This is a genomic window from Croceicoccus sp. Ery15 (assembly GCF_020985305.1).
Lineage (GTDB): Bacteria > Pseudomonadota > Alphaproteobacteria > Sphingomonadales > Sphingomonadaceae > Croceicoccus.
The window spans coordinates 1,885,578-1,901,831 of record NZ_CP087588.1; the positions used below are offsets into that span (position 1 = coordinate 1,885,578).

Annotated in this window: 20 protein-coding genes; 9 read left to right on the forward strand and 11 right to left on the reverse strand. The window is 64.3% G+C overall.

All coding sequences use genetic code 11. The annotated features are described in order from the left end of the window. Positions 1-16 precede the first annotated feature (16 nt). From LOZ77_RS09240 to ccmA, 8 genes are all read right to left on the reverse strand, one after another. Positions 17-706: a hypothetical protein gene (locus LOZ77_RS09240; RefSeq protein ID WP_230278894.1), complete on the reverse strand. Its 690-nt coding sequence runs from the start codon at positions 704-706 to the stop codon at positions 17-19. After that, on the reverse strand, positions 703-1,689 hold the full coding sequence (rsmH, locus tag LOZ77_RS09245; RefSeq protein WP_230278895.1) for a 16S rRNA (cytosine(1402)-N(4))-methyltransferase RsmH: 987 nt from the start codon (positions 1,687-1,689) through the stop codon (positions 703-705). The genes LOZ77_RS09240 and rsmH overlap by 4 nt, the downstream gene beginning before the upstream one ends. Continuing rightward, a complete protein-coding gene (locus tag LOZ77_RS09250) occupies positions 1,686-2,195 on the reverse strand; it encodes a division/cell wall cluster transcriptional repressor MraZ (protein WP_230278896.1) in 510 nt (169 codons plus the stop codon). Before LOZ77_RS09250 ends, rsmH begins: the two co-directional genes overlap by 4 nt. A gap of 391 nt (positions 2,196-2,586) precedes the next feature. Next, positions 2,587-3,309: a GldG family protein gene (locus tag LOZ77_RS09255; RefSeq protein WP_230278897.1), complete on the reverse strand. Its 723-nt coding sequence runs from the start codon at positions 3,307-3,309 to the stop codon at positions 2,587-2,589. A gap of 1 nt (position 3,310) precedes the next feature. Next, a complete protein-coding gene (locus LOZ77_RS09260; protein ID WP_230278898.1) occupies positions 3,311-3,661 on the reverse strand; it encodes a hypothetical protein in 351 nt (116 codons plus the stop codon). A 9-nt stretch (positions 3,662-3,670) separates the two neighbouring features. Beyond that, on the reverse strand, positions 3,671-4,672 hold the full coding sequence (locus LOZ77_RS09265; protein ID WP_230278899.1) for a cysteine synthase A: 1,002 nt from the start codon (positions 4,670-4,672) through the stop codon (positions 3,671-3,673). A gap of 81 nt (positions 4,673-4,753) precedes the next feature. Next, positions 4,754-5,413 carry a heme exporter protein CcmB gene (locus LOZ77_RS09270; protein ID WP_370638078.1) on the reverse strand — a complete coding sequence of 220 codons (660 nt, stop codon included), beginning with the start codon at positions 5,411-5,413 and terminating at the stop codon, positions 4,754-4,756. Then, positions 5,413-6,033 carry a heme ABC exporter ATP-binding protein CcmA gene (gene ccmA / locus LOZ77_RS09275; protein ID WP_230278901.1) on the reverse strand — a complete coding sequence of 207 codons (621 nt, stop codon included), beginning with the start codon at positions 6,031-6,033 and terminating at the stop codon, positions 5,413-5,415. Before ccmA ends, LOZ77_RS09270 begins: the two co-directional genes overlap by 1 nt. 56 nt (positions 6,034-6,089) lie before the next feature. Between ccmA and LOZ77_RS09280 the strand changes: the two genes are divergently transcribed. After that, a complete protein-coding gene (locus tag LOZ77_RS09280) occupies positions 6,090-6,377 on the forward strand; it encodes a 4a-hydroxytetrahydrobiopterin dehydratase (protein WP_230278902.1) in 288 nt (95 codons plus the stop codon). A gap of 5 nt (positions 6,378-6,382) precedes the next feature. Here the strand turns inward: LOZ77_RS09280 and LOZ77_RS09285 are convergent, their stop codons facing one another. Continuing rightward, positions 6,383-7,000 (reverse strand): DNA-3-methyladenine glycosylase, encoded by a 618-nt coding sequence (locus LOZ77_RS09285; RefSeq protein ID WP_230278903.1) that lies wholly within the window; start codon positions 6,998-7,000, stop codon positions 6,383-6,385. 154 nt (positions 7,001-7,154) lie between these two features. Here LOZ77_RS09285 and LOZ77_RS09290 point away from each other — a divergent pair, with 154 nt between their 5' ends. Further along, positions 7,155-7,472: a 2Fe-2S iron-sulfur cluster-binding protein gene (locus LOZ77_RS09290; protein WP_230278904.1), complete on the forward strand. Its 318-nt coding sequence runs from the start codon at positions 7,155-7,157 to the stop codon at positions 7,470-7,472. Between the two features lie 127 nt (positions 7,473-7,599). Here the strand turns inward: LOZ77_RS09290 and map are convergent, their stop codons facing one another. Beyond that, entirely contained in the window at positions 7,600-8,430 is an 831-nt protein-coding gene (map, locus tag LOZ77_RS09295) for a type I methionyl aminopeptidase (protein WP_230278905.1), read from the reverse strand. Positions 8,431-8,507: 77 nt separating this feature from the next. After that, positions 8,508-9,305 (reverse strand): DUF4163 domain-containing protein, encoded by a 798-nt coding sequence (locus LOZ77_RS09300; RefSeq protein ID WP_230278906.1) that lies wholly within the window; start codon positions 9,303-9,305, stop codon positions 8,508-8,510. A 104-nt stretch (positions 9,306-9,409) separates the two neighbouring features. On the opposite strand from LOZ77_RS09300, the gene LOZ77_RS09305 reads away from it, so the two are divergent. From LOZ77_RS09305 to LOZ77_RS09335, 7 genes are all read left to right on the forward strand, one after another. Then, a complete protein-coding gene (locus LOZ77_RS09305) occupies positions 9,410-10,804 on the forward strand; it encodes a M17 family metallopeptidase (protein WP_230278907.1) in 1,395 nt (464 codons plus the stop codon). Positions 10,805-10,990: 186 nt separating this feature from the next. After that, entirely contained in the window at positions 10,991-11,359 is a 369-nt protein-coding gene (locus LOZ77_RS09310) for an SH3 domain-containing protein (RefSeq protein ID WP_230278908.1), read from the forward strand. Then, positions 11,356-12,300: an N-acetyl-gamma-glutamyl-phosphate reductase gene (gene argC, locus LOZ77_RS09315; protein WP_230278909.1), complete on the forward strand. Its 945-nt coding sequence runs from the start codon at positions 11,356-11,358 to the stop codon at positions 12,298-12,300. The genes LOZ77_RS09310 and argC overlap by 4 nt, the downstream gene beginning before the upstream one ends. A 237-nt stretch (positions 12,301-12,537) precedes the next feature. After that, positions 12,538-12,876 (forward strand): P-II family nitrogen regulator, encoded by a 339-nt coding sequence (locus LOZ77_RS09320; protein WP_230278910.1) that lies wholly within the window; start codon positions 12,538-12,540, stop codon positions 12,874-12,876. A gap of 99 nt (positions 12,877-12,975) precedes the next feature. Continuing rightward, positions 12,976-14,385: a type I glutamate--ammonia ligase gene (glnA, locus tag LOZ77_RS09325; RefSeq protein ID WP_230278911.1), complete on the forward strand. Its 1,410-nt coding sequence runs from the start codon at positions 12,976-12,978 to the stop codon at positions 14,383-14,385. 272 nt (positions 14,386-14,657) lie between these two features. Beyond that, positions 14,658-15,677, forward strand: a complete 1,020-nt coding sequence (locus LOZ77_RS09330) for a hypothetical protein (RefSeq protein WP_230278912.1) — start codon at positions 14,658-14,660, stop codon at positions 15,675-15,677. A 10-nt stretch (positions 15,678-15,687) separates the two neighbouring features. Next, positions 15,688-16,233 (forward strand): fasciclin domain-containing protein, encoded by a 546-nt coding sequence (locus LOZ77_RS09335; protein ID WP_230278913.1) that lies wholly within the window; start codon positions 15,688-15,690, stop codon positions 16,231-16,233. Positions 16,234-16,254 lie beyond the last annotated feature (21 nt).

Here is a 16,254-nt window from a genome sequence, read left to right on the forward strand (position 1 = left end):
AGCGGCAGCGTGGCCATCAGCGGTGCTTCGCGCCCGCTTCGGCGACGACGCCCTGAAAATCGAAGCTGTCGGCAAATTGCCGCGCGGTCTTGGGCGCAGGCTCGGGAGCCAGTCGGCGCGCGATATCGGCCCGCTCGCCCGCACTCAGCGAGGCGGGCCTGGCGGTTTCGGCAGCCGCGAGCCTTACAGGATCGGGGCGGACAGGATCATTGCGGGTGGGCTCTCCCTTCAGCGGCTTGGCCACACGTTCGCTGGCGGGCGCGGTCTTGTCGTCGCGCGCGACCAGCTGGCGCATCATCTGCGGCGCAGTCTTGTCGGCAGCGGCAAGGCGGATGCCGTCTGCGGGCGCCTTTGCGGCATCCGACGCATCGGCCATCAGCACTTCGCCTGCACCCGAAGGCGCGATATCCAGCGGCTTGCCCAGTGCGGCCAGCTGCGCGCCATCGGCAATGAACTGGCTGGCATCGGGCGCGCTATAGCCAAAGTCGACTTCGTTCCAGCGGGCCAGCTGCTGCTGACGCGCGCGGGTCTGGAATTCGGTTTCCAGAATCGCGATCTCTTCCTGAACCGATGTGATCTGCCGCTCGGTATCGGCGATATCGCTTTTCACCGCGGTCACTTGCAGCATCAGCGCAAAGCAGATCGCGCCCGACACGCCCAATGCGCCGGTCCACAGCACGGAATGCAGGCGGTTGCGATTGGTCATGCGAAGGCCCTTTCGGAAGCGGGACGAGCAGGAGCAGCCGTGCGCACGGCAGCGCGCAGCACAGCAGAACGGGAGCGCGGGTTGCGCAGGATTTCGGATTCGGTGGCGCGAACGGCGCGCATCGGCTTTTCGAAGGCGGCACGTCCGGACGACCGCAAATCGGGCAGATGGCGCGAAGGCGCAGCACCGCTATTAGACGCATCGCGCAGGAAACGCTTTACCATGCGGTCTTCAAGACTGTGGAAACTTACAACTGCCAGACGGCCGCCTGCGCCAAGCAGCTCTTCCGCCGCGCCCAGCCCCGCCGCCAGCTCGTCCAGCTCGCCGTTCACATGGATGCGGATCGCCTGAAAGCTGCGGGTTGCCGGGTCCTTCGGCATATGCGGCTTATAGCCCAGCGCCTTGCGCACCACATGGGCAAGCTGGCCGGTGGTTTCCAGCGGACGGGCCGCGACAATGGCACGGGCCACGCGGCGCGACTGGCGCTCTTCGCCATATTGGTACAGCACGTCGGCGATCACGCCTTCGTCGGCAGTATTGACGAAGTCGGCGGCGCTCTCGCCCTCGCGGCTCATCCGCATGTCCAACGGCCCGTCGAGCGAGAAGGCAAAGCCGCGCTCGGCCTGATCGAGCTGCATTGACGAGACGCCGATATCCATGACCACGCCATCGACCTGCGCCACACCCGCATCGGCCATGGCGCCGGTCATTTCGGAAAAGCGGCGCGGATGCAGGATCAGGCGCGGCGCATCGCCCGCCAGTTCGGGCCATGCGGCGGGATTATTGTGAACGGCTTCGATCGCGGTGGGGTCACGATCGAAGCCGTGCACGATTGCGCCTGCATCAAGCAGGGCGCGGGTGTAACCACCGGCGCCGAAAGTGGCATCGATGATCACATCGCCGGGCCGAGGGGAGAGCGCGGCGAGAACTTCGTCCAGCAGAACGGGAATGTGGGGGGCGTTGGGATCAGCAGGGCCGGTCACTTGCGCCCCCTTCCCTTGGAAGGCTTGGCGGCATCGGCCATCATCGCCTTGCAGGCAGCCTTGGCGGCCTCCCATTCGGGGCCCATCGCCATCAGGCGTTCGGGGTTCCAGATGGTGAAGAAAGCGCCGCCGCCCTGAAAGAACAGCTGGTCGTCCAACCCGCCCAGATCGACCATGAAATCGGGCAGGATGAAGCGGCCCGAATCGTCGAAGGGCACTTCCTGAAAACCGAAAAGCTGGGCCGAGCGCGTATCGCGGTCGAATTCGCGGCCAGCCTGATAGGCACGGCCTTCCTCGCGATCCAGCTCTTCCTCAAGCCGGTCGAGGCGCGACAGGCCAAAGCCGGTCAGGCAGTCGAAACGGTCATGCTTGGCAACGCACAGCACGCGCTGGTCTTCGGAACTTTCGCGGATCACCTTGCGGAAGCTGGGCGGCAGGACGAACCGGCCCTTTTCGCCGCGAAGCGAAAAGCCCTGCCCCCTGTAGATGAATGGCCTTGAAGCCACTTGCACCACCCCTGCCTAAACCTGATCCGCCAGATCCCGAAACGCCCCCGAAAGCCCGTCATGCGCAGCCGTCCCCGCGCCGGGGCGCACGATCCCGTGGCCCGGCGCACCCCCGGCGGGTGCGACAAACGAAACATCCGATTGATGGAATCGGTCTTACATTGGGATGATCGGGGATGAAAGGGGAAATTACGGGAAATTGCGTTCACAAGCGACGAAACGGTGGAAATCCGCCATCTTGCACCGCTTGCCAAACCGTTTCGCAAAGCCCGCAAACGGCCATAAAAGCCGCAGAATCGCTAGGATTCCGGCGCTCTCCCGTCAATTCCCCGATATGGGCTTGTGGATTTCCCGTCATTTCCCCGATTTGCACCGGAACGGGCGTGTTTCCCTATGCGTCGGGTGCCCCGAACGCGCTGTCCAACAGCTTTTCCAGCGCCGCGCGTGCCGACTCGTCGGGATGATCCCCGTCCTCTACCAAGGCGGCATCGGCCAGCAGTAGCGCCGTTCCCGCACCGATCTGACAATGCGCCACCAGTGCATTTTCGCTGAGTTTACAGCGGCTTTCATGGCCGCCGCCGGTCAACCGCCAGCGTCCCGCCATCCTGACCGGAATGGCAAGCGGCCCGTCCGAAACGCCATCATTCGGGGACGACGCGGGATCGAAGGTCAGTTCCAAACCCCAGCGCGCCAATATCGGGGACAATAGCGCGACCGGCTGCGGCGCGCGCGCATCGCCAAGCCCGTATTCGCTATGCGCCGTCAGCATCGGATCGGCGAGGAGCAGCACATGACCGCCGCCGCGCACCCAATCGTCGAGCGCCACATTCTCGTCCCCCGCAAGCGCGCGCGGCTGCGCCAGCAGCAGAAAGCCCCGATCCCCGATCTGCGTCAGCCGGTCGACCGGCACGGGGCGGAAACGCGCCTCCAGCGCCTGTTTCACCCAATGTCCCGCATGATCCCCGGACAACATGGCGCCCACATCGCCCTCGGCCCAGAAAATCGGCAGGCTGGTCATCACCGCCAGTTCCGGACGATCGGCGGGCGCGGGCGCGGCCTGCTGCGCATCGCAGCCCGCCAGCGCGAGCGCGACACCGGCGCAAGCGCCAATCAACCTATTGATCGATCGCCTCGGCATCGGCGGGCGTGTTCGCGGGGGGATTTTCGGACACCATCTGTTCGGCGGGAAGATCGGGAACGATGATCTGTTCCGAAGGCAATTCGGGCACCACACCGGCATCGACCAGCGGATCGCCGGTTTTCGATTGCGGCTCCGCCGCCGCCTCGGGCTTGGCCGGATCGTCGGCCTGCCGCGCCTGTTGCATGATCGTGCTGGCCAGCCCGACCACCAGCACCATGGCCGCCAGCCCGCCGATCCCCACTTGCAGTCGCTGCATCGCCTGCGTGCGCGTGCCGCGCAGATCGGGCGGTGTCATCTCGGTCAGCGGGGACTTGGTATCAGCCATGGAACGGTATCAGTCTTCCAGCCACGGAAACACGGGCAGACCCTTTTCGCGCAGCCACGCCGCATTATACAGCGTGGAGAGATAGCGGAAACCCGTATCGCACAGGATCGTCGCCACCCGCGCCGGACGGCCCAGCCTTGCGGTCAGTTCCTGCCCCAGCCGTACGGCGCCCGCGACATTGATGCCCGACGACAGGCCCAGCGCCAGCCCTTCCTCTGCCAGCAGGCGGCGAACCCATTCCAGCCCTTCCTCGTCCGAAATGCGATATTGCAGGTCGACCGGCGCATCTTCCAGATTGGCGGTAATCCGCCCCTGCCCGATGCCTTCGGCCACCGAATTACCTTCGGCTTTCAGCTCGCCATGGGCGTAATATTCATACAGCGCCGCGCCATGCGGGTCCGACAGGGCGATGGCGACATTCTCGTCAAACGCCTTTAGCCCCATGCCGACGCCAGCCAGCGTGCCGCCGGTGCCGACCGCGCAGGTAAAACCGTCGATCTTGCCGCCCATCTGTTCCCAGATTTCAGGCGCGGTGCTTTCGATATGGGCGCGGCGGTTGGCGATATTGTCGAACTGGTTGGCCCAGACCGCGCCCGGCGTTTCCCCTGCCAGGCGGCGCGAGGTGTGGACGAAATGGGCCGGATTGGCGAATTTCGTGGGCGGCACGGTGACGAGTTCCGCCCCCAACGCCCGCAGCGTCGCCATTTTCTCCTGGCTCTGGTTGTCGGGCATGACGATGATCGTCTTGTACCCGCGCGCATTGGCGACCAGCGCGATGCCGATGCCGGTATTGCCCGCCGTCCCCTCCACAACGGTGCCGCCCGGCTTCAGCTCGCCGCGTTCTTCCGCGTCGCGAATGATGCCAAGCGCCGCGCGGTCCTTGACCGAGGCGCCCGGGTTCGCGAATTCGCATTTGCCAAAGATGTCGCAGCCAGCCGCTTCGCTGGGGCCCTTCAGGCGGACGAGCGGCGTGTTGCCGATAAGAGAGACGGTGTCAGGGATCGTGTTCATTATGCGTCTTCAGGTAAGGTCGCACCGTCGCAAGGGCAAACAAGAATTGCTTTCACGCCGCCCAAGCCACGCGTTTCGCCGCTATTCCCGCGCGGCACGGATCGCGGCGCCCGCGGCAAAGGGCGCGATGGCCAGCAGCACAAGGCTGACCGCGCCCGCCAGCGCGATGCCGCCCGCGCCCTGTTCCTGCAATCCGCCCGCGCCGAAGATCAGCACCGGCACCGCAAGCGGCAACAGCAACAATCCTGCCAGAGCGGCCCCGCCGCGCAATCCCGCCGTGATCGCGGCGATCATCACGCCCAGCGCCGCCAGCCCCGGCGTACCCGCCAGAAGGCCCAGTTCCACGCGCCACAACTGATCGCCCGGCAGGTTGAACAATGCAGCGGCAGGCAGGGCCGCCAGCATCAGCAGCGGCGCAAAGGTCAGCCAGTGTGCCGCAATCCGCGCGGCCATGGTCCATTCCTCGGCCATGCCGCGCAGCGCCCATTGGTCGAAGAATCCCTGATCCAGATCGGGTTCGACCAGCCGGTCGAGCGGCAATATGCTGGCCAGCAATGCCGCGACCCAGATGATGCCCCCGCCCGTCCGCGCCAGCATCGCGGCATCGGGGCCGATGGCAAAAGGCAGCAGGATCGCTACCGACAGGAAGAACAGCACCGGCAGCATCGCCCCGCCGCGGCGCCCTCCGCCCGTCAGCAACAGTGCCAGATCGCGGCGCAATATCGCCAGCCACATGCGCATCATGCCGCGAAATCCGCGACATTCAGCACGCGCCCGCCCGGCAGGGCGATCGGCTGGTGCGAGGCGGCAATGCAGATACCGCCCGATGCGCAATGGCGGGCGGCCAATGCTTCGACCATGGCCACCGAAGCATTGTCGAGACCGTTCAGCGGCTCGTCCAGCAGCCACACCGGCGCCTGGCCTGCGATCGTGCGCGCAAGGGCGGCGCGCTTGCGCTGACCGGTGGACAGGAAACGCACCGGCACATCGAGCAGTCCGGTAATCGCAGTGGCCTGCGCCACTTCGTCAAGCCGCGATGCCGGCACGCCGTCGCAACGCGCCCAGAATTGCAGCGCGCGGCCCAGCGGCAGATGCGCGTCGAGAGCAGGCCGTTCGTCGAGCAGAGCGATCGATCCCTTGCCGGTCACCGTGCCCGCAAAGGGCCGCAAGAGCCCTGCCAATATGCGCATCAGGCTGGATTTGCCGCTGCCGTTCGGACCGGTCAGGTGCAGCGCCCCGCCCGCCGTGACATCCAGCGAAAGGCCGGCGAACAGCATCCGGTCGCCGCGCACGCAGGCAAGGCCGGTGGCAGCGATCGAACAAAGATCCGTCGGCAGGTCTGTCGGGGCGGCGGCTTCCATCGCTTCGGCCTCTATGCCACAGCACCGGTTTCGCCAAGCATGTTGGAGTTTGCACTATGGTCGCCCGTCTGACCGAGACCGAAATCGCCGCCGCCCTTGACGATCTGACCGGCTGGACCCTGCGCGGGGACGGGCTGGCGATCACCCGCACGCTGACATTCAAGGATTTCGCCGAAGCGTTCGGTTTCATGAGCCATATCGCCATACTGGCCGAAAAGGCGGACCATCACCCCGAATGGTTCAATGTCTATAACCGCGTCGACATTACGCTAACCACGCATGATGCCGGCGGCCTGTCGGCCCGCGATGTCGCATTGGCGCGCCAGATCGACGCCGCCGCCTGACCGGATCAAAGCGTGGCGCTGTTATAGGTGTGCCATGCGAAAATCGCTGCCGCGCCGCGATGGGGGCGAAACGCCTCTCCCATCGCGCGGGTCTGCTTTTCGCTTGGCCGCTCGTCCATATCGGCCAGCCGCCCCACCGCGATCTGCACCGCCAGATCGCCCGCGGGCCAGATATCCGGCCGCCCCTCGGCAAACAGCAGATAGATTTCGGCCGACCATCGCCCGATGCCCTTGATCCGCACCAGCTGCGCGATCGCGTCCTCGTCGTCATCGGGCAGCGAGTTCAGGTCGAGCTCGCCGCTTTCCACCAGCTCGCACAGGGAACGCGCATAACCCTGTTTCTGGCGCGACAAGCCGCAGGCGCGCAAATCGTCGAAACTGGCCTGCAACAGTGCGGCAGGCGCGATGTCCTCTCCCAGATGGCCGGTCAGCTTGCGCCACACCGAATCGGCTGCCGCCACCGACACCTGCTGCCCGACAATGGTGCGCAGCAATGTGCGATAGCCGGTGGGCCGGATTCGTTCCTCAGGGTATCCGTGCTGCGCCAGCGCCGCGGCCCAGCGCGGGTCGCGCGCCGCAATCGCGTCCAGCCCCGTGCGGATATTGGCGCTTTTCAAGCCCATCGGCGGTTCCGATCCTGTTTCGCGATGCTGCGTATCACCGGCGCAAAAAACGAGCACCCTTGCCTTTTCATGCGGCAGCCTTTAGCGAGCCGCGACGAAAACTTGCCCGTCCCTAACCGGCGGCGCATCAATCGAACAGGGAATTCCGCTTTATATGCCCAGCATCATCGTAGTGAACCGCGAAGGTGAAGAACGTAGCGTAGAGGCGGATGTCGGCCTGAGCGTTATGGAAGTCATCCGCGACAATGGCTTCGACGAATTGCTGGCCCTGTGCGGCGGCTGCTGCTCTTGCGCGACTTGCCACGTCTATGTCGACGAAGGGTTCAAGGCCAAGCTGCCCGCCGTGTCCGAGGACGAGGACGACCTGCTCGACAGTTCGGACCACCGCAACGATAATTCGCGCCTGTCCTGCCAGATCCCCGTGACGGCAGAGCTGGACGGCATGCGCGTAGAAATCGCACCGGAAGACTGATCCGGCATTTCATTCGGCCCGACGGCGCTTGCGGTCGCGGCCCTCCGTCTGGAGAGGAAGCCCCGGCACATTTCAAATGTGTCGGGGCGGATTTTTGGTTGAGTGTCGCCTGCGATTGCGCGCGATATCAGTCGCGATAGGGCGGCGCGTCCAGACCTTGGGGGCTGAGCGTAAATATCTCGCACCCGTCCTCGGTAATGCCGATCGAATGTTCGAACTGCGCCGACAGGGACCGGTCGCGCGTCACCGCCGTCCACCCGTCGTCCAGCAGCTTGACCGCAGGCTTGCCCAGATTGATCATCGGCTCGATCGTGAAGAACATGCCGGGTTTCAGCTCGGGGCCGGTATTGGGGCGGCCCGCGTGCACCACTTCGGGTGCGTCATGAAACAGGCGGCCCAGACCATGGCCGCAGAAATCGCGCACCACGCCATAACGCTGGCGTTCGGCATGGCGCTGGATCGCCGCGCCAATGTCGCCCAGCCGCGCGCCCGGCTTGGCAAGGTCGATGCCGATCTGCAGGCATTCATAGGTAACCTGCACCAGCTTTTTCGCCTTCAGCGAAACGTCGCCCGCCAGATACATGCGGCTGGTATCGCCGTGCCAGCCGTCGAGCAGCGGGGTCACGTCGATGTTCAGAATATCGCCGTCCTTGACCTGCCGGTCGCCGGGAATGCCGTGGCACACGACGTGATTGATCGAAATGCAGCAGCTGTGCGTATAGCCGCGATAGCCAAGCGTCGCCGGAACCGCGCCGCCATCCAGCGTCATTTCGCGAACCTTGCGGTCGATTTCCGCCGTGGTCACACCGGGCTGCACCAGATCGACCATGGCATCCAGTATCTGCGCGGCCAGCCGTCCGGCCTTGCGCATGCCTTCAAAGCCTGCGGGGCCGTGCAGCTTGATCGTGCCGTCACGCGGCAGCATGTCGGTTTCGTCAACAGTCATATATTCGGTCATGCGGGCCTATGTAACGATCCCGCCCCGGTTTTGCGAGGGCTGTTATTGCGGTGAAGTCTGCTCCGCCCGGCCGCGAATCAGCCGCCGGGGGTAAAGAAGCGCTGGTATTCCGGTTTGACCGCATCGATCAGCGCGGCATCCACCGCCAGCGTCACTTCGTAACTCCCCTCGGCATAAGGGCCCGCATTATAGGGCGGAACCAGAAAGCCGACGCGGTCGAAGCCCTGCCCCGATGCCGACCCCAGAATGACCGTGCTGTTCGCCACCGGAGCGATGCAGTCGGAAAAGCTGTCGTCGCTGCGCTTCACCGGTGCGCCGCGTTTCTTCGCGCGCTGACGGTCGAGTTCGGCGCAGAAACGCGTCTGGACCGCGCGGTCGAGCGACCCTTCGGACAGGAACATGTCCACCGGCTTGATCGCCGCGGCCGCCTGCCGGTCCCAGACCAGCGCATCGGAATAGCTCATCCCGTGGGCCCCGCCGCTATAGGTGTAAATGCCTGCCGACAGCGACAGGAATCGCGGCAGATCGGTCACCACCTCCCATTCCTTGGAAAACGCATAGGGCGGCGCATTGAACCCTTCCTGCGCCGCCTGTTTCTGCCAGTCCTCGGCCTCTTGCTTCAATTCGGCGCGCTGCTTGTTACGCTCTTGCGCCAGCCGTTCGGCCAGCGGCGCGATCGCGCCCGCAGGGGCGGGCCAGCTATAGGCAAATTCATAGGCGTCGGTCTTTTCCTCGACCGCCTCCGCCTCGCCCGCAACCGGTTCGGGCACTTCGGGGGGCGCGGGCGGCTGTGTCGTATCGGCGGCATTTTCGACTGCCCCCGGCGCTTCGTCGGGTTGACATGCGGCCAGCAAGGCAGTGGGCACAAGCATCATAAGGGTCGCTGCGGTTCCGGACCAAAGGCGCATTCGATCTCCTCTCGCCATGATCGGCACTTTGTTCTCGCCATGCATGCAGGGCACGCGCTACAGGGCCTAGCATGACCGAAAAGACTGCGCTGATCCAGCCCGATCGCGGACAGGACGCGATCCCCATCCATCTTGTGAACAAGGACGGTTTCGACGACTGGGCCAAGACCCTGTCGGGACCGCAACGCGCCGCGCTGAAGGCGCAGGGTTTTAGCGGCAAGGGGTATGAAACCGCCATCGTGCCCGACAGCTCTGACGCGGGCTGGTTCGCGGTAGGCGGCGTGGCCGACCCCGATGCGCTGTCAAGCTGGTGCATGGCCAAGCTGGCCGAGAAACTGCCCGCGGGCACCTATCGCCGCGCGGGCGGTGAGCCGGGTCCGGCCCTATACGGCTGGCAGACCGCGCAATACAGCTTTACCCGATACCGCGAGGACAAGGACGCCGAAGGGCCGCGCATATTGCTGACGGGCGAAGTCGCGCTGATCGACGAAGCCATGGCCGAGGCCGCGGCCGCCAGCCTTGTGCGCGATATGGTGAACACCCCTGCCGAGGATATGGGCCCCGAAGCGATCGAAGCCGAGGTCGCGCAGATCGCCAAGGCATTCGATGCCGATATCACCGTTACCCGCGGCGACGCGCTGGAAAGCGGATATCCGATGGTCCACGCCGTGGGCCGCGCCGCCGCCCGTGCCCATGCCCCCCGCCTGATCGAGATGGAATGGGGCCCGAAAGACGCACCCCGCATCGCGATCGTGGGCAAGGGCGTCAGCTTTGATTCGGGCGGGCTGGACGTGAAGAGCAGCGCAGGCATGCTGCTGATGAAAAAGGACATGGGCGGTTCGGCCCATGCGCTGGCGCTGGCGAAGCTGGTGATGGAACGCGGGCTGAAGGTGCGGCTGCATCTGATCATTCCGACCGTCGAAAACGCCATTTCGGGCAATGCGTTTCGCCCGGGCGACGTGCTGAAATCGCGCAAGGGCCTGACTGTCGAGATTACCAATACCGACGCCGAGGGTCGCCTGATACTGGGCGACGCGCTGACCCGCGCAAGCGAGGAAGCGCCCGAGCTGATCGTCGATTTCGCCACGCTGACCGGCGCGGCGCGTGTGGCGCTGGGGCCGGACCTGCCGGGCCTGTTCACCCGCCGCGACGAAACGGCGGATGAAATGCTGGCCGCAGGTAAGGCGCATGACGACGCGGTCTGGCGCCTGCCACTGGAGGAAACCTATCGCGACATGCTGAAAAGCGGCATCGCCGATATCGCCAATTCGGCCAGTGGCGGTTTCGCGGGCGCGACCACGGCGGCGCTGTTCCTTGACCGCTTTGTCGGCAAGGACATCGACTGGGTGCATTTAGATACATTCGCATGGCGCCCCGCGGCCAAGCCCGGCAGGCCCAAGGGCGGCGCGGCACTGGGATTGCGCGCAGCGTGGCACATGTTGAAGGCGCGCTACGGGCGGCCCTGAATGACGGGTCGCCAAGACGCGTTACCAACAGGGGGCGCCGACGGGTCCGATCGGCCACAGTTCTGGCCCGACATGTGACGGGCGGGGCGCGAAACTTGCCCTTGCGCCCCTGCCGGTCTAAGCGCGCAGCCATAATCCGTTCCGCCCAAAACCGTTCAGCAAGAACCCAAGAACAGAACCACGCCCTTGACCGACCATGCCGCCAGCACACTAGCCGGACAATCGTTCGCGCTTTCGGGGATCAGCACCCGTTTCGATCCGGCCCATACGCCGGTACGCGGCGATCTTGCGCATGTGGCATTGGCGGGCAAGGTGTTCGTGCCGCATTATGCCGTGCCCATGCCGCACAGCGCCATACAGGCGACGCCCGTCTTTCTGAAGCCATCGAAAGAGGCCGATCCGGTCGGCGCCCTGACCGAAGGCGGCGTTTTCGACGTGCTGGATATGGCGGGCGGCTGGGCGTGGGGTGTGATCTCGGGCGGCGATAATGGCGATCCGCTCGAATTCGGGCCGGTGGGCTATGTGCCGCTTTCCCTGCTGAAGGCCTGCGCGTGACCAGCGTTTTCATCGACGGGGCGGCGGGAACGACTGGCCTTGAGATCGCCGAGCGGCTGGCGGGTCGCAGCGAATTGTCGCTGGTGATCCTGTCCGACGACAAACGCAAGGACGATGCCGCAAGGGCCGAGGCGCTGAACGATTGCGACATTGCCGTGCTGTGCCTGCCCGACGATGCGGCGCGCGCGGCGGTGGCGATGATCCGGAACGATACCACCCGCGTGATCGATGCCTCTACCGCGCATCGCGTGGCGGCGGGCTGGACATACGGCTTTCCCGAACTGGTCGGGCGCGACGCGGTTGCCAGTGCGCGCTTCGTCGCCAATCCGGGATGCTATCCGACCGGCTTTCTCGCTCTGGTCGCGCCGCTGGTGCGCGCCGGTCTGCTGCCTGCCGACTGGCCTTATACGATCAACGCTGTGTCGGGCTATTCGGGCGGCGGCAAGGCGCTGATCGACCATTTCGAAAGCGCGAAATCGCAGGGCAAGGGTATCGCCTTTCGCGCCTATGGCCTCGCCATGGGGCACAAGCACGTGCCCGAAATGAAGACGCTGGCCGGAGTCTCGCACGATCCGCTGTTCGCGCCTGCCGTGGTCGATGCCTATCGCGGCATGGTGGTCGAAGTGCCGCTGCCGCTGTCGGCGATGAAGGGCGCGGCGTCGCCCGATGCGATGCGCGATGCCCTGGCCGAATTCTATGCGGATAGCCCGCTCGTCAGCGTTTCGCGCGAAGCGCACAGCGAGCTTTTACTGCACAGCGACACGCCCGCCAGCGACTGTCTTGAGCTCTTCGTTTTTGGAGCAGCCGACGGGTCGCAGGCGCGTCTGGCTGCGCGGCTCGACAATCTGGGCAAAGGCGCGGGCGGTGCTGCGGTGCAAAATCTCAATCTGATGTCCGGCCTGCCCGAAACTCAGGGGCTGCGCATCGCGCCGTTGGGGTAAAACCCCGCTTAAACCGAAAGCACTGCCCGTTTTTTAGGCAGAGGTTGCACAAGCGTTAAACACGCACTCACCCCTCTCGCAACGATGTTGCGTGTGCAGGCGCAAAAACCCGCACGAATCGTTAATCGGCCCCTTTCGCGCCTCTTTTTCAGCGCCTAGTCTCCGCTTTCGACTTCGGCGCGATTCTTGTGGCGCCGATCTGAAAGAGACGAACATGCGGGGGCTCAGGCACAAAGCGTGAAAAAGGTTGAGGCGATCATCAAGCCGTTCAAGCTGGACGAGGTGAAGGAAGCACTGCACGAGGTCGGTGTCTCGGGCATTACCGTGACCGAGGCGAAAGGCTTCGGACGGCAGAAGGGCCACACCGAACTGTATCGCGGCGCCGAATATGTCGTCGATTTCCTTCCCAAGGTAAAACTGGAAGTGGTCGTCCCCAGCGAAACGGTGGACCGCGTGATCGAGGCGATCGTGGGCGCTGCGCAGACGGGGCGTATCGGTGACGGCAAGATCTTCGTCTCGCCCATTGAAACCGCGATCCGCATCCGCACCGGCGAACTGAACGCCGACGCGATCTGATTTCCCCTGCCTCCGCGATCCGCCACAGCGGTGAAACGGCGGCATCCCATAACGCAAATACCCCGGTGAGAGACACCGGGCACCATGAAAGGGATCAAAATGGCCTCTGCAAAGGACATCCTGAAAAGGATCAAGGACGAAGAGATCGAGTGGGTCGATCTGCGCTTCACCGACCCAAAGGGCAAGTGGCAGCACCTGCAGATGCTGGCCGCCCCGCTGGGCGAGGACGAGCTTGAGCAGGGCCTGATGTTCGACGGTTCGTCGATCGAAGGCTGGAAGGCCATCAACGAATCGGACATGATCCTCAAGCCCGATCTGGATGCCGCCTATATCGATCCGTTCTCGGCGACGCCGATGATGGTGCTGTTCTGCGACATCGTCGAACCGTCGACCGGCGAGCTTTACGCCCGCGACCCGCGTTCGACCGCCAAGCGCGCCGAAGCTTTTCTCAAGACCACCGGTCTTGGCGACACGGTCTATGTCGGCCCCGAACCAGAATTCTTCATGTTCGACGATGTGAAGTTCTATGACGGCTATGACGGTTCGGGCTATAAGATCGACGATATCGAACTGCCGACCAATACCGGCAAGGATTACGAAGCCGGCAACCTCGGCCACCGTCCGCGCGCCAAGGGCGGTTACTTCCCCGTGCCGCCGGTCGACAGCTGCATGGACATCCGCGCCGAAATGGTCTCGACCATGGTGGAAATGGGCCTGCCCATGGACAAGCACCACCACGAAGTGGCCTCGGCACAGCACGAGCTGGGCATCACTTTCGGCACGCTGACCACCACGGCCGACCGCGTGCAGATCTATAAGTATGTCGTGCAGATGGTTGCGCAGGCCTATGGCAAGACCGCGACCTTCATGCCTAAGCCGATCAAGGAAGATAACGGCAGCGGCATGCACACCCACATGTCGATCTGGGACGGCGGCAAGCCGACCTTCGCGGGCAATGGCTATGCCGGCCTGTCGGACAACTGCCTGTATTTCATCGGCGGCGTGATCAAGCATGCCAAGGCGCTGAATGCCTTCACCAACCCGACCACCAACAGCTACAAGCGTCTGGTGCCGGGCTTCGAAGCACCTGTGCTGCTCGCCTATTCGGCGCGCAACCGTTCGGCTTCGTGCCGTATTCCCTATGGTGCGGGCGAAAAAGCAAAGCGTGTCGAGTTCCGCTTCCCCGACCCGCTGGCGAACCCCTATCTGTCGTTCGCGGCCCTGCTGATGGCCGGTATCGACGGGATCAAGAACAAGATCCACCCGGGCGACGCCATGGACAAGAACCTCTATGACCTGCCCCCGGCAGAGCTGGCCGAGGTTCCGACCGTGTGCGGTTCGCTGCGCGAAGCACTGACCTCGCTGGAAGCCGACCATGAATTCCTGCTGGAAGGCGGCGTGTTCACCAAGGACCAGATCGACGCCTATGCCGAGCTGAAGTGGGAAGACGTGCTGCGCTTCGAGACCACGCCGAGCCCGGTCGAATACGACATGTATTACAGCTCGTAATCACGGGACCGATGGCCGGTGCGAACCGGCCAAAGGGGCGCGGAAGGCTTTGGCTTTCCGCGCCCCTTTTCGTTGCGCACAAAGCTATGACTTGCCCTGTCCCGTCCTGCGACAGGGCGGGCGCGAGGGCCGACCGGCCGAGACAAGATGCGACGACCAGTGGAACGCCTTTTGCGGCAGGGCGTTCGTGCGGAAAGGAGTGTAAAGGTCCGATATCGATGCCCCATTTCCCAAAGCCAGTATCCCCCGCCCTCCCGATAGCAGCACGAGCAATGGTCGCCGGCATCGCTGCCATGGCCCTCTGCGCGGGCAGCGCGCTGGCTCAGCCGAACGGCAACGGAAAGGGACAGGGTAACGGGAATGGCGGGGGGCACGGCCAGTCGGCCGCACAATCCAAAGGCGGAGGCAATGGCAACGGACCGAAAGCGGATCGCGGCAATGGCAATAATAGCAAAGCTGTCCAGCCTGCGAAGGGCAATGGCAATGGAAACAAGCCCGCGCAGGCCAAGTACGATGCCCGCGACCTGCAGCGCCAGCCCGCCAAGGCGCACGCCAATGCCGCCAAACCGCGTAACAACGGGAATGGCAACGGTAATGCAAAGTTCTACAAAGACGCGCGTAGCAATGGACGGGGCAATGGGCAGGGCAATGGACAAGGCGACACCACCCTGCGCGATATTCAGCGCGCCACCGCAATTTACGCCGGAAACGACCGGCTTATCCGCGAGCGGGGCCTGCTGAACGGCTGTCCGCCGGGTCTTGCCAAAAAGCACAATGGTTGCACCCCGCCCGGCCTCGACCGGCGGGATTACCGCTACGACCGAGCCGGATGGTGGGGCTTGCCGGGGCTAAACGACGGGCAATACCGTTATTACGGAGGCAATCTGGTGCGCCTGTCCGATGCGGGGTCGATCCTTGGCTATTACCCGCTGTTGGGCGGCGCGCTGTCGGTCGGCAATGTCTGGCCCAGCTGGTACGATGCGCAGCCGCTGCCCCGCTATACGCAGGATTATTACAGCCTCGGCCCCAGCTATCGCTATGCCGACAATGTCGTCTATCGCACCGATCCCGACACGTCCGCCATCACTTCCATCGCGGCCCTGCTAACAGGGAGCGATTTCCAGATCGGGCAGCCGATGCCTTCGGGCTATGACATCTATAATGTCCCCTATGGCTATCGCGACCGGTATCGCGACGGGCCCGACGCGCGCTATCGCTATAGCGACGGCTATATCTACGAAGTCGATCCGACGACCCAGCTGATCACGGCAGCGATCGAACTGCTGGCTTAGGGAGAGAGACATGACGAAGACGCTGGCACTGACTTGCGCATTGGCCATCGGTCTGGGCAGCACGCTGACTGCCTGTTCGAACGATGGCGGCGATGCGCGCGAACCCTCGGTCGGGAACGAAACGCTGGCCGCCGCGCTGGCCGATGGCGATTCCGTGCGCGAGATGAGCGACGCGCTTAAAGATACCGGTCTAGCACAAGTGTTCGACGGCAGTGCGGCCTATACCGTTCTGGCCCCCAGTAACGAGGCTTTGTCTGCGCTGGAGGATCAGAACGATCTGTCCACCGACGAAGGACGCGCGGTGCTGGCCGCCGTATTGCGCGAACATGTGTTGCCCGGCGCGCTGACACCTGACGACATCGAAAATGCGATCGCCGTCCAGAAGGGCTCGGTATGGATCCGCACCATGGGCGAAGGCACGATGCGTTTTGCGATGGACGGCAGCATGCTGACCGTCACCGACGAGAGCGGCAAGACTGCTCAGGTAAGCGGAGATGCGATCCTTGCCAGCAATGGCGTGGTCATCCCCATCGACGGCGTATTGAAACAGCCCTGATATTACCTCCGGCGTTTTAAT

Coding starts and splice junctions, on each gene's coding strand:
- LOZ77_RS09240 (WP_230278894.1), bottom strand. CDS start 706: ATGACCAATCGCAACCGCCTGCATTCCGTGCTGTGGACCGGCGCATTG.
- LOZ77_RS09260 (WP_230278898.1), bottom strand. CDS start 3,661: ATGGCTGATACCAAGTCCCCGCTGACCGAGATGACACCGCCCGATCTG.
- LOZ77_RS09265 (WP_230278899.1), bottom strand. CDS start 4,672: ATGAACACGATCCCTGACACCGTCTCTCTTATCGGCAACACGCCGCTC.
- LOZ77_RS09270 (WP_370638078.1), bottom strand. CDS start 5,413: ATGCGCATGTGGCTGGCGATATTGCGCCGCGATCTGGCACTGTTGCTG.
- ccmA (WP_230278901.1), bottom strand. CDS start 6,033: ATGGAAGCCGCCGCCCCGACAGACCTGCCGACGGATCTTTGTTCGATC.
- LOZ77_RS09280 (WP_230278902.1), top strand. CDS start 6,090: ATGGTCGCCCGTCTGACCGAGACCGAAATCGCCGCCGCCCTTGACGAT.
- LOZ77_RS09285 (WP_230278903.1), bottom strand. CDS start 7,000: ATGGGCTTGAAAAGCGCCAATATCCGCACGGGGCTGGACGCGATTGCG.
- LOZ77_RS09290 (WP_230278904.1), top strand. CDS start 7,155: ATGCCCAGCATCATCGTAGTGAACCGCGAAGGTGAAGAACGTAGCGTA.
- map (WP_230278905.1), bottom strand. CDS start 8,430: ATGACCGAATATATGACTGTTGACGAAACCGACATGCTGCCGCGTGAC.
- LOZ77_RS09300 (WP_230278906.1), bottom strand. CDS start 9,305: ATGATGCTTGTGCCCACTGCCTTGCTGGCCGCATGTCAACCCGACGAA.
- LOZ77_RS09305 (WP_230278907.1), top strand. CDS start 9,410: ATGACCGAAAAGACTGCGCTGATCCAGCCCGATCGCGGACAGGACGCG.
- glnA (WP_230278911.1), top strand. CDS start 12,976: ATGGCCTCTGCAAAGGACATCCTGAAAAGGATCAAGGACGAAGAGATC.
- LOZ77_RS09330 (WP_230278912.1), top strand. CDS start 14,658: ATGGTCGCCGGCATCGCTGCCATGGCCCTCTGCGCGGGCAGCGCGCTG.
- LOZ77_RS09335 (WP_230278913.1), top strand. CDS start 15,688: ATGACGAAGACGCTGGCACTGACTTGCGCATTGGCCATCGGTCTGGGC.